Source organism: Sphingobacterium sp. ML3W (assembly GCF_000747525.1).
Taxonomy (GTDB): Bacteria; Bacteroidota; Bacteroidia; order Sphingobacteriales; family Sphingobacteriaceae; genus Sphingobacterium.
Genome location: NZ_CP009278.1, coordinates 792,020 through 805,108, shown reverse-complemented (window position 1 = coordinate 805,108; position 13,089 = coordinate 792,020). Strand labels below are relative to the sequence as shown.

Annotated in this window: 12 protein-coding genes; 10 read left to right on the top strand and 2 right to left on the bottom strand. The window is 35.8% G+C overall.

Annotated features, from left to right (window positions below; translation table 11 throughout):
* Positions 1-135: 135 nt before the first annotated feature.
* Both KO02_RS03655 and KO02_RS03650 read right to left on the bottom strand, forming a co-directional pair.
* Positions 136-930, bottom strand: coding sequence for a GLPGLI family protein (locus KO02_RS03655; RefSeq protein ID WP_038695929.1), 795 nt, complete (start codon positions 928-930; stop codon positions 136-138).
* 9 nt (positions 931-939) lie between these two features.
* Positions 940-3,579 carry an outer membrane beta-barrel protein gene (locus KO02_RS03650; protein WP_144243253.1) on the bottom strand — a complete coding sequence of 880 codons (2,640 nt, stop codon included), beginning with the start codon at positions 3,577-3,579 and terminating at the stop codon, positions 940-942.
* A gap of 127 nt (positions 3,580-3,706) precedes the next feature.
* Between KO02_RS03650 and KO02_RS03645 the strand changes: the two genes are divergently transcribed.
* The 10 genes from KO02_RS03645 (at position 3,707) to trpA (ending at position 12,930) form a co-directional block, all read left to right on the top strand.
* A complete protein-coding gene (locus KO02_RS03645) occupies positions 3,707-4,882 on the top strand; it encodes an IS4 family transposase (protein ID WP_038694773.1) in 1,176 nt (391 codons plus the stop codon).
* A gap of 369 nt (positions 4,883-5,251) precedes the next feature.
* Positions 5,252-6,622, top strand: a complete 1,371-nt coding sequence (locus KO02_RS03640) for a dipeptidase (RefSeq protein ID WP_038695927.1) — start codon at positions 5,252-5,254, stop codon at positions 6,620-6,622.
* Positions 6,623-6,862: 240 nt separating this feature from the next.
* A complete protein-coding gene (locus tag KO02_RS03635; RefSeq protein ID WP_235212343.1) occupies positions 6,863-7,462 on the top strand; it encodes a lysophospholipid acyltransferase family protein in 600 nt (199 codons plus the stop codon).
* 28 nt (positions 7,463-7,490) lie between these two features.
* Positions 7,491-8,249: an ABC transporter ATP-binding protein gene (locus tag KO02_RS03630; protein ID WP_038695923.1), complete on the top strand. Its 759-nt coding sequence runs from the start codon at positions 7,491-7,493 to the stop codon at positions 8,247-8,249.
* 143 nt (positions 8,250-8,392) lie between these two features.
* The gene (locus KO02_RS03625; protein ID WP_021188822.1) at positions 8,393-8,614 is read left to right on the top strand and encodes a DUF2795 domain-containing protein; all 222 of its coding nucleotides are present in this window, start codon (positions 8,393-8,395) and stop codon (positions 8,612-8,614) included.
* Positions 8,615-8,691: 77 nt separating this feature from the next.
* Entirely contained in the window at positions 8,692-9,159 is a 468-nt protein-coding gene (locus KO02_RS03620) for a hypothetical protein (RefSeq protein WP_038695920.1), read from the top strand.
* A 211-nt stretch (positions 9,160-9,370) separates the two neighbouring features.
* Positions 9,371-10,360: an anthranilate phosphoribosyltransferase gene (trpD, locus tag KO02_RS03615; RefSeq protein ID WP_038695918.1), complete on the top strand. Its 990-nt coding sequence runs from the start codon at positions 9,371-9,373 to the stop codon at positions 10,358-10,360.
* Position 10,361: 1 nt separating this feature from the next.
* Positions 10,362-11,000 (top strand): phosphoribosylanthranilate isomerase, encoded by a 639-nt coding sequence (locus tag KO02_RS03610; protein WP_038695916.1) that lies wholly within the window; start codon positions 10,362-10,364, stop codon positions 10,998-11,000.
* Positions 10,981-12,165 (top strand): tryptophan synthase subunit beta, encoded by a 1,185-nt coding sequence (trpB, locus tag KO02_RS03605; protein ID WP_038695914.1) that lies wholly within the window; start codon positions 10,981-10,983, stop codon positions 12,163-12,165. Before KO02_RS03610 ends, trpB begins: the two co-directional genes overlap by 20 nt.
* Positions 12,166-12,168: 3 nt before the next feature.
* Positions 12,169-12,930, top strand: coding sequence for a tryptophan synthase subunit alpha (gene trpA / locus KO02_RS03600; protein ID WP_038695912.1), 762 nt, complete (start codon positions 12,169-12,171; stop codon positions 12,928-12,930).
* The last annotated feature ends 159 nt before the right edge of the window (positions 12,931-13,089 follow it).

Below are 13,089 nucleotides of genomic sequence, written 5' to 3'. Positions count from 1 at the left end.
TTTTTATTTATCTTGTTAAACGTAAAAGGCGCTTTTAAAGCGCCTTTTACGTTTAACCTTATATAGTAATCATTAAGGCCCATAAACTTTTAAGTTCATGGGCCTTAATGTATTCAAATGGCAATCTAAATTTCACTACATTAAAAGTAATTGCATAATATATTTAACCATCTCTTTTGTCATCATTCCTGAAGAAAGAGTCTGTGTAAATTGCTTATCGACTTCAGCTCTTGATAATACTTTAACCTTTTTGGCTTCAAATACCTTCTTATCCATCACCGGAGCACTAGAAAGTTCCACCTTAGAAGCAAAGTAGGAGACGTGTTGATTAGGTACTACAAGTCCTAAAATCATTCCTGGTAGGCCATTTATTGATTCAGGGCCACCATATACAGGTAATTCATTGGCATAAAATCCGATTACATATATTGAATCAGAGGTAACTCCATTTGCCCTTCGGCAATTATAGCCTGCTATTTCACGATATTCATCTGTTATTTTCCATTTTATTGTCTTCAATGTATCTGCAATAACAATCTTTTCTCCAAAGATATCATTGAATCGTCTATAGCTATTTTGTTCAAGATTAGAAGATGTGACACCGTCAAAATCTAATGCTAATTGCATAATGAAACGAGAGGATGCTGGATCCAGCTCTTTCTTCACGGGTTCGAAAAGTGTTTCACTTCCATTAAACTTCAAGGTTTTTTGAATTGTGACACTTTGAGGGGCTGTTGAAACCATCTCTTGAAACCAATGGCGAGAATTCTCATCAGCTTTTGCTACGAATTGCTTAGCGATGATATTTTTAATATACATCGTCTTATCATATGTAATTGTCCCTGATTTTGAAAACAAGGTATATTGTGCTTTACTCTCCCCTACTACAAACAGTAGTAATAAAACCGCTAAAAATTTTAATATTTTCATAAATAAATTTTAATTCATAAACATTTTAGTGAAATCCCAACTCAATTTCAACATGTAATAACGTTGAATCGTGTCATAACGACGTTGTGTGAAAACGGAGCTACTTTGGCTTCTCGAGAAGCCTTTATTTTGATTCAAAACATCATTTACCGTAAAGTCCAATTCTAAGGATTCATTTTTCAAGAATTTCTTACTCACTCCAGGGTGAATAAGTAATTGATCAAGCTTGGTCGCAAACGCATCAGTAGCAGCCTCGTAAGTATAATCGTAATTGACATAAAGTTTTAATTTTTTAGGAAAATAATAACTCATACCACCATTACTTGAAAACACAAAACCATTACTGTTTACATCTTGTTGCAATGAGGAACTCATGGTTTTAAAACCAGGCGTAACATTCACATCAAAATCAAAGCCCTTCTTCATATTTTTAAAGATGGAATACGTCACATTATAATTAAACACATCGACCTTATTCAAAGCACCGTTTATCATATTATAACTTTGTGAACCACTCATATTTATCCGAGGCGAATTCTCTAGTCCTATATCTTTATTCAATTTAAAATGGAAACCCCCATATAAGTTAAAAGATTGATTCGTATTATCCGTTAAGTTCTCCCAACGGTAAACACTCTTACCACTTTCTTCATCAGTTGTAATGTTCTGAACAAAAGCATCCTTCTGATTACTATAGTTTACACCTAAATAAGTATAAGATCCAGAAAGAATTTTAAAAGAATTATAATTGACATTAAAACTATTACTAAATGAAGGTTTCAAATTCTCATTACCTACGACCAAATTAAATTGATCGGTATTATCGAGGATAGGCTGAATCTGATTCAAAGATGGTAATTGATTTCTTCCCGAATAACTAAAATAAATCCCTTTTGCTTTTGTAATATTATACCCAAAACTCAGGTTAGGATTATACGTCAGAAACGAACGCTCAATATCAGCTTTCGAACGGTTGTCTACTTGTTTTAACTGGTCATCGTTGATACTATTCGTCAGATTTGCCCTAAAGCTTTCACTTTTATAACTTAGCGCTACCTTATAAATATGAGAGAATCGATCATAACTATAATCATTACTAAAATCATCATCCAAGGCATCATACTTACCCGATTGGCCCTTGTTAAAAGACATTTGAGAAGAATTATTATCATTTTTATTCAAACCATAATTTAAAGAAAGATTCAATTTTTTCGTTAACGGTTCAGTATAAGTCAAGGTTGCACCTTTAGTCGTATTATTACCAATATTCTTTTTAAACTGATCTGTGGTATCTCTTGTAAAAACATTGTCTTTGTTATAGTTGATGAAAGCCAATAAATAAGTATCGCCATCATTTTCATCTCTATTGATATTCATATTTAAAGAGACTGAACGTCCAGCCTTTTTAAATTTTTTCGTCAAAAAAGCATTTATACCAAAAGATTGTCCATCAGAATTTCTACTATTATTGGTCGAATCAGAGTTCAAAAAATCACCATTCTTATTGATCGTAGTTGAAAACGATCGATCGTCCGTCCAATTCTTATTTTTTGAGGCATTACCTTGAATAGTTAACGTGGTCAACGAGTCAAACTTCAAGTCATACTTCAAATTCATCCTTTGCTTTGTTAAATCTGATTTGGCGTTTCTTATTTTATCCGTAAATTGAATATCATTTTCTAGGTTATTTTGTCTATTCGTGACTTCGTTACCATCGCTTTCAATTTTCCCGTACTTGTAACTCAAATTCAATTTATGCTTGTCTGAATTCCATTTATCAAAAAAGTTGACTCCCGTATTCATCACTTTAGGGACACCAATAGCACCACTACCAGAAAAGTCATCACCTCCAGAACTATAATACATACCATCCTCATTATAATTCACACCAGCATCTGACCCATACTTTTGAGCGTCCTCCCAAGACAAAGACGTACCACCATTATTACCAAATAATCCGTAAGCAGATATCTTTTGTGAGCCTTTAAATTTATTCAGCATTAATTGACCATTGTAATAATCATCAGTTCCGTCACCAGCAACAGCTTTCCCAAACACCCCATTTTTAGAACCTTCTTTTAGCTTCACATTGATCGTTTGTTCTTTATTTCCATCATCGACACCTGTTCGTTCTGCTTGCTCAGATTGTTTTTCATAAACCTGAACTTTGTCTACCATATCCGAACGGATATTACGGGTTACTAATTTTGGATCATCACCAAAGAACTCCTCGCCACCCACCAAGACCTTTTTAACCGTCTTTCCTTGTGCAGTGATATTACCCGCCGCATCGACTGTAATACCCGGTAATACTTTTAACAAGTCCTCGACTTTGGCATTTTTCTCCACTTTGTAGCTACCAGCATCATACTCTGTCGTATCACCTTTTATAGTAACCGGAATACGACCTGTTACGATAACCTCTTGTAAAAGCTGCGTAGTACTCGTCAGACCAACCTTTAAGGCTGAATAATCTTGATTAGGTAATATTGAGGTATAATAATCGCCGTATTTAGGATAACTCACAATAAGCACCCCTTCACTTTCTAGTGGTGTATTTAACGAAAAATTTCCATTTTCATCAGATCTGGTAAAATCTAGAAGAATAGAATCTTTGGCACTCAAAAGCATGATCGTTGCATTTGACAACTTCTGCTGATCTTTGGCATCGCTAATTTTACCTTGTATCAGTAGCGTCCTAAACGTTGAAAAAAGTGGCGGTGTTTTGCTATAGCAAAGTTGCTATATTTAAATCGTCAAATTTTAACACACCGCCATGGTAAATTTAAACGTTTTTAGTCAGATTTTATCACTTATCGACCGCGAATTATTCAAGGTTTTGGTTGCTAAGCACAAGAGTGACAAACATTGTAAAGGGATCAACAGCTGGACGCATCTTGCTAGCATGTTGTTTTGCCATTTTTCTTCTGCAGATTCAGTTCGTGATATCAGTAATGGCTTACGTAGTACGACTGGTAATTTGAACCATTTAGGTGTTGGTAGAGCACCCAGCAAGTCCAATATTTCCTATATCAACAAGCACCGCACCCATGAACTCTTTAAAGATCTGTACTTTTCGCTATTAGATAAGCTATGGCAAAAGGATACCCATTTGCGCAAAGATCTAACGCAATTAAAGCGCAAGGTTTATCTGATGGATGCCAGTATCATCCCTTTATGTTTATCTGTATTTGACTGGGCTAAATTTAGAAGCACCAAAGGTGCTGTAAAACTGCACACTGTGCTGGATTATGATGGATGTCTTCCTGTTTTCATGCAGATTACAGACGGGAAAGTTCATGAAAGCCAGCGTGCGGGTAGCTATAGTTTTTCCAAAGGAAGCGTTGTAGTGGTGGATAGAGGTTATGTGGATTACAACTGGCTCGGGGATTTGGACAGCAGAGGTTGTTATTTTGTTACCAGGAGTAAAACTAACATGAAGTACAACGTTATCAAGTCATACCAGAGTGAAGCACTCCTTGAAAAGGGAATCATTAAAGATGAGATCATTGAGCTTTCTGGTCCATCAGCAGATAGATACAACTCTAAACCATTACGCTTGATTCACTTTTGGGACAGCAGCACAGACAACCAGTACCACTTTCTGACAAATAATATCCAATGGAAGGCATCACTAGTAGCTAACATTTATAAACAGCGATGGCAGATCGAGATTTTCTTCAAGCATCTGAAGCAACGCTTAAAAATATCATCTTTTGTGGGTACTTCTGAAAATGCGGTCATGATCCAAATATGGACTTCGTTGATTGGAATATTACTGCTCAAATACCTTCAGAAGAAGGCTAAATACGATTGGAATCTGTCTAACTTGGTCGGGTTTATCAGGATGAATATATTCGTGAAAATAAATATATGGCAATGGATAGATGATCCTTTTATCAGGCCACCAGTTAAGGGTAAAAATGGACAGCTACAGATATTCTCAGACTAAAAAATAGGGTCAAAATTGAAATTATCTAAAAATAGATACTGTTTCAAGGGAAACACGCGCCTAAAATTTATTTAGGACGGAAGTGACCTTGTATTTTACTTTGAGCAAAGCAGAAGCTCACAAGCATCGGTAAAAGCAATAACAAATGGAAAACTGTTTTTCTTTTCATTTAAAAACTATAATTATCAGGTTGGTTAATAAAACTGCACAAATATATTGTATAGTTACTCCTATTAGATAGCGTTTCCATGGAAATGTTACAAAAATTGTTATATTTTTTTTTATTACTCTAATTATGGTTGTAAAAGCATAATTATCAAAGTGAAATTACAATGTTTTACCTATTTTTGTTATAAATACATTCATACTATGCAAACTATACAAGAATATGTTGAGGCAAACAAACAACGATTTTTAGATGAGTTGTTTGACTTATTACGCCTTCCTTCAGTAAGTGCTGATCCGAAATTCAAAGGAGATGTTGAGAAAACTGCAGCATTTGTTGCAGAAAAATTAAAAGTAGCTGGCGCTGATAATGTTGAAATCTGTCAAACCGCTGGTTATCCTATAGTTTATGGAGAAAAGATCATTGATCCGGCATTACCTACGGTATTGACTTACGGCCATTATGATGTACAGCCCGCTGATCCATATGAGTTGTGGGATACGCCTCCATTCGAACCTACTATTCGTGATGGTAAGATTTATGCTCGCGGTTCTGCAGATGATAAAGGGCAGTTCTATATGCATGTAAAAGCATTCGAATATATGATGAAAAATAATGCGCTACCGTGCAATATTAAATTCATGATCGAAGGAGAAGAAGAAGTCGGTTCAATTAACTTAGGAAACTTTGTTAAAGAAAATAAAGAAAAATTAAAAGCCGATGTAATTGTTATCTCTGACACATCGATGATTAGCTTAGAGACTCCTTCATTGGAAACAGGATTAAGAGGCCTATCGTATGTAGAAGTTGAAGTTACTGGTCCTAATAGAGATCTGCACTCGGGCGTATACGGTGGAGCTGTTGCAAATCCTGCGACTATCCTTGCTAAATTAATTGCTTCCTTACACGATGAGCATAATCATATTGCGATTCCTGGCTTTTATGATGACGTAGTAGAATTGACACAAGAAGAGCGAGATGAACTCAATAAAGCTCCATTTGAAATTGAAGCTTATCAAGAAGATTTAGGTATCCAAGAAGTATGGGGTGAAGAAGGATATTCAACAATCGAGCGCACGGGCACTAGACCAACATTAGAAGTGAATGGCATCTGGGGTGGGTATATCGGCGAGGGTGCTAAAACGGTACTTCCTTCTAAAGCATATGCAAAGATTTCGATGCGACTGGTTCCCAACCAGAACTCTCAGCGCATCACTGATTTGTTTAAAAAACATTTTGAAGCTATTGCTCCAGATTGCGTTAAAGTTGAAGTTAAACCGCATCATGGTGGCGAACCCGTGGTCACTCCTACAGACAGTATCGCATACAAAGCTGCAGAAAAAGCATTAACAGAAACCTTTGGTATAAAACCTATTCCAACTCGAGGTGGAGGTTCTATTCCTATTGTCGCTTTATTTGAAGAAGTTCTTGGATTGAAGACCGTTTTACTTGGATTTGGCTTAAATAGTGACAACCTACATTCTCCAAATGAAAAATATGGTGTTGAGAACTACCTTAAAGGTATATCTACTATTCCTTTATTTCACAAATATTATGCTGAATTAAATAAATAAAGATCCATATAATTAATAAAAAAAGGGGTTCAAATATTGAACCCCTTTTCCATGATAATAAAACTTTGATAAGATATCCCACCAATAGAAACATAGATGATTAAATTCTTGAAGAGCGTACATCGCTGTTTTTACTTTGCCAATGTCTTTATTGTTTTCTGCATACTATTTCCTCTGATATGGTTTTATGCTAGAAATGTTTCCAAAAACTATAGCAAAATAGCATTCCTCAGAAGGTGGATGAGTTTAATCGGCTCCTATTGCTCCGGAATTTTTTATTCCGTTAAATTTGAAAAAGAAATCGACTGGTCAAAACCCTATATTTTATGTGCTAATCATACCTCTGTTTTAGATATTACAGCAATAAACTATGTCTCTCCCAAAGCGATTACATTTATTGGTAAAGTTGAATTACTGAAAAATCCAGTAACGCGTATATTTTTTAAAACAATCGATATCCCTGTTGATCGTAAAAGTAGAATGTCCTCTTTCAGATCTTTTAAAAAAGCCAATGAAATGTTAAAAGAAGGTAAATCTATAGCAATTTTTCCAGAAGGTAAGATCGCAGACCATTATCCTCCAGATTTACACGCATTTAAATCCGGAGCATTTCGTATGGCAATCGAAAACAATATTCCAATAATACCCATCGTCATCGAGAACGCATGGGAAATTCTCTGGGACGATGGAAGCAAAACGGGATCACATCCTGGTCGTGTAAATATTCAAGTACTTGCACCAATAAACACCGAAGAATACAACGAACAAAATGCCACTGAATTAGAAAATCACGTCTATAATAAGATGCTTTCACATTGGAAATCACAGAATAAATCGTAATTTCAAATCATATTTAAACAAGTACACTATGGCCTCCTCAACATTAATTGAAATTCAAGAAATTGCCCGACAATATACAATAGGGACTGAAACTATACATGCCTTAAAATCTGTTTCCTTGAATATAAATAAAGGTGAATTTGTTGCTTTAATGGGGCCATCTGGATCTGGAAAGTCTACGCTAATGAATATTTTAGGGTGTTTGGACACGCCCAACAAAGGTGCGTATATCCTAAATGGAATAAATGTAAGTGACATGTCTGACGATGAGTTAGCCGAGGTTCGAAACAAAGAAATTGGTTTTGTTTTTCAAACATTTAATCTCTTACCGAAAAGTACCGCTTTAGAAAATGTTGCATTACCCTTAATTTATGCAGGGATTAAACAAAATATCCGTGAGGAAAAAGCAACACAGGCGCTTAACAGTGTTGGCTTAGGTAATCGCGTGGATCATCGCCCCAATGAACTTTCTGGAGGGCAAAGACAACGAGTAGCTGTTGCGCGGGCATTGATTAACAATCCATCGATCATACTTGCCGATGAGCCAACCGGAAATCTAGACACGAAGACCTCCATTGAAATCATGGGGCTTTTAGAAGAAATACACTCGAAGGGTAATACGATAATACTCGTCACGCACGAAGAAGATATAGCACTTCATGCGCATCGAATCGTACGTATGAGAGATGGACTTATTGAGGCTGATTATCCAAACACGGATATCAAATCGGTATCCCCAAGGTTATCTGCCTTGCATGAAAAAGGTGACGATTTCGAAAAAATGTAGAAAGCTGGCTATTGACCGTGATTTTTTTTAACCCTGAATACCAGACGTTTAATCTATTGCGTTAAAAATAAATGCTAAATAACTTGCTAAAGACAAATTAAATTATATTTTTGCGAAAATTGAAAACTTAATCTGTTTTTATTATGTATTGGACATTAGAGTTAGCTTCACATTTAGAAGATGCCCCTTGGCCGGCAACAAAAGATGAATTAATCGACTACGGTATTCGTTCTGGTGCGCCTGTTGAAGTAATCGAAAATTTACAAGATTTAGAAGACGACGGTGAGCCCTATGAGAATATTGAAGAAATCTGGCCAGATTATCCAACAAAGGATGATTTCTTCTTTAACGAAGACGAGTATTAATAAAAAATGCCTTGCTATAAATTGTAAGGCATTTTTTATTCATTTTAACTTTTTCAATTTAACTTAAGCCGCTTGCTATGATATCGACATTTTTTAGAAAAATAGGAATTATAATTTTATTATTGATTCCAAATATCATGTTCGCACAGGAAAATAAATATGCTGAGGAACAGGTAACTTATATCAAAAAGTTTACGGATGATTTGAACGATACAACTGTTGCTACTGATGTCATACTGAGTCAATATATTGTAATATCCAATGAATTGACCGATGAATTATTTGATTACCTTAAAGCAAGCCTTGATGAAATACGACTCAACATACAAATGAAAGATAAAAGTCAAATACAGTATTTCAACTATTTTGATCTTCAGAAAAAAGAAACACGTGATATTGACTTAGAAGGCAAAAATCCAAATAACATCTATTTTCTGAAAGTAAAAGATAGACTTATTGTTGCACTTTACTTAGACAATGAGAAAATAGCATCTTTTACATTGGTATCCAAAGGAAATAATTTAGCCCATTTTGTAACATATTAAATTTATTCACCAAATCCCTTGCTTTTTTTAAAATAATCAACCATATTTGTTTAGTACAATAAAGAAATGAATATAAACGTATTAAATAAGTCGTGGTGGTGGCATAGCAGTTAAAACTGTTGTGGCAAAAAACTATTGCTTAGATTTATCTATACATCAAAATAGTAGGCTTGCCTTTTTTAGGCGAGCCTTTTTTTATTTTAATAGCAGAATGAAAAAAATATTAGCACATTTATTTGAATACAAATCTTTCAGTCGTAAAGAGGCTTACGATATCCTCATTAATATAACAGAAGGAAAATATGAAAGCCATCAAATAGCAGCATTTATGACCGCTTATGGCATGCGCAGTATCCGTGTTGAAGAACTTGGCGGGTTTAGAGATGCTATGTATGACCTTTGCCTTAAGGTCGATTTCGATGGGTATGACCTCATTGACCTATGTGGTACTGGTGGCGACGGTAAAAACACCTTTAATATTTCCACATTGGCTTCATTCGTAGTTGCGGGTGCTGGTTACCACGTTGCGAAACATGGAAATATCGGTGTCTCTTCAGGATGCGGATCTTCCAATGTAATGGAATATCTGGGCTATCAATTTACAAACGATAAGGATGAATTGACAAGACAACTGGATCAGGCTAACATCTGCTTTTTACACGCTCCACTATTTCATCCTGCGATGAAAATTGTAGCTCCAATTCGAAAAGCGTTAGGTGTCAAAACCTTTTTCAACATGCTAGGGCCGTTAACCAATCCGGCAAATCCAAAATTTCAATCAGTGGGTGTATTTAGTTTAGAATTAGCACGATTATACGGTTATCTATACCAAGAGTCTGCTAAACAATATTCAATAATACATGCGCTCGATGGCTATGATGAAATATCGCTAACGGGAGATTTTAAAGTCATTACGAATAGTGGAGAACATTATTACAACATACCCGAACTTGGTTTTGAACCTGTATCACCAGCTTCTTTAGCAAGTGGAGAAACAATTCGTGAGGCTGCCGAAACATTCTTAAAAATTATCAGCAATGAGGGAAACGAGGTTCAAAACAATGTCGTACTCACAAATGCTGCATTTGCTATTAAAACATTTAATCCAGAAAGGACTTTTGGAGACTGCTTTTATGAAGCCGAGGAATCATTAAAAAGTGGTAGCGCATTCAATAGTTTCAATAAAATTATAAACAAATAACATGAGCTTAAAAATAAAAGTTTGTGGTATGAAAGATCTAGACAATATGTTAGATCTAATTAAATTACCAATCGACTATATGGGTTTGATTTTCTACGAGAAATCAAAACGATATGTCAGTGCCTTGGATGCCCATTTTATAAAATCAATCCAAGGGATAAAAAAAATAGGCGTTTTTGTAAATGCCAATGAACAAGAAATCATACAACAAGCCAATAATTTTGGCCTTATGGGGATACAATTACATGGGCAAGAAAGTCCTGAGCTTTGTCAAATACTTAAGTCTCAAGATTTCATGGTAATCAAAGCCTTTGGTATAGACGAAAATTTCGACTGGAAATCGTTAAAACCGTACGAGGATGTTGTTGATTATTTTCTATTTGATACTAAAAGTAAAAACCATGGCGGTTCTGGAGAACAGTTTGAATGGGACCTACTCGCTCATTATCCTTTGGATAAACCTTACTTTTTAAGCGGCGGTTTGAGCTCCGAGAATATTGCTTCAGCAATCCAGTTTCCTGACCATCGTTTGTACGGACTCGATTTAAATTCAAAATTTGAATTTAAATCAGGAATAAAAAATGTAGAATTATTAGAACAGACTTTGAAAAATATTAGAAATGAGCAAATACCAAGTTAATGAAAAAGGATATTACGGTCAATTTGGGGGAGCTTACATACCTGAAATGTTATATCCGAATGTTGAAGAACTTCGTCTAAAATATTTAGATATCATCCAAGAGGCGAGTTTCCAAGAAGAATTTAATCAACTTTTAAGAGATTATGTTGGTCGACCATCACCACTGTATTTTGCCAGTCGACTTTCTGAAAAATACGGTACCAACGTTTACTTGAAAAGAGAGGACCTCAATCATACAGGTGCACATAAGATAAACAATACCATTGGGCAAATCTTATTAGCCGAAAGGTTAGGAAAAAAGAGAATAATTGCAGAGACAGGCGCAGGACAACATGGTGTCGCTACTGCCACTGTGTGCGCTTTAAAAGGCTTACAATGCGTCGTCTATATGGGGGCAGTAGATATTGCAAGACAGGCGCCTAATGTCGCTCGGATGAAGATGATGGGTGCTGAAGTAATTGCTGCTGAATCAGGTAGTAAAACTTTGAAAGACGCAACAAATGAGGCATTAAGAGATTGGATAAATAACCCCGTGGATACCCACTATATTATTGGTTCGGTGGTAGGCCCTCATCCCTATCCAGATATGGTAGCTCGTTTTCAATCTATCATTTCTGAAGAGACAAAAAAACAACTCTTGGAAAAAACTGGGAAATCAACCCCTGATTATGCCATTGCATGTGTGGGAGGTGGGTCGAATGCAGCTGGTATGTTTTATCATTTTTTAGATGAAGAATCGGTCCAACTTATAGCTGTTGAAGCGGCTGGACATGGAGTATCCTCGGGAGAATCTGCAGCAACCACCGCTTTGGGAAAAGAAGGTGTATTACACGGAAGCCGATCACTGCTTATGCAAACTCCAGATGGACAAGTAGTAGAACCATACTCAATATCTGCAGGTTTGGATTACCCGGGTATTGGTCCTCAGCATGCCTGGTTATTTAAATCAGGTCGCGGTAATTATGTTAGTGCGACAGATAAAGAAGCAATGGAAGCGGGTCTATTATTAACGAGACTTGAAGGTATTATCCCTGCGATTGAAAGCGCCCATGCACTCGCTTATTTAGAAAAGAAAAAATGGAAACCGGAAGAAACAATCGTTATCTGCCTATCTGGTCGTGGGGATAAGGATTTGGACAATTATATGAAATACTTTGGTTTTTAAACAATGAGAAAAATAGAAAAAAAAGGAGATCAAGGTCTCCTATCCATATATTATACAGCCGGCTATCCTACTCTTGATAGTACAGTAGCTATTGCTAAAAAACTTGAAGAGTCTGGAGCTGATTTTTTAGAGATCGGATTTCCATATTCTGATCCTGTTGCTGATGGTCCAACCATACAACATAGTTCCGAGATTTCGCTAAAGAATGGCATGACAGTTGAAATTCTTTTTGAACAATTAAAAGACCTCCGTAAACATGTCAGCATTCCTGTGTACTTGATGGGCTATGTAAACCCTTTGTTACAATATGGGGTAGAGCGTTTTTGCAAAGCTTGTAAAAGTGTAGGAGTTGATGGAATTATTGTACCCGACCTACCTATGTATGAGTACGAAGAACTGTATAAGGATATTTTTGAGCAAAATGATGTTGCAAATATATTTATTGTCACTCCGCAAACATCGGAAGATCGCATTAGAAAAATTGATAATTTATCTAACAGTTTTATATACCTGCTTTCGTCCAATGCAACTACAGGTACTGAATTGAATGTAGGAGATAAAACAGCAGCTTACTTTCAACGCATAAAAGATCTGAATCTTAAAAGTCCAATCGCAATTGGTTTTGGCATCTCCAATAAAGAATCTTTCGAACAGGCAGTATCTTACGCTACCGGCGCAATTATTGGAACTGCATTCGTTAAACTATTGACTAAGGACAATTATTTGGACGAAATTCCCCACTTTATTGAATCCATCAAAGCATAATAAAAAAATCCTTGCAAAGCAGGGATTTTTTATTTTTCAACCCTACATATTGTGTATAGCATATTGACTTCACCATAAATACTGATCGAGTAACAAAGCATATAATTGCTTAATATACTCATGCCTCACCTCCCATTGATCTTTCAATCCATATTGTCG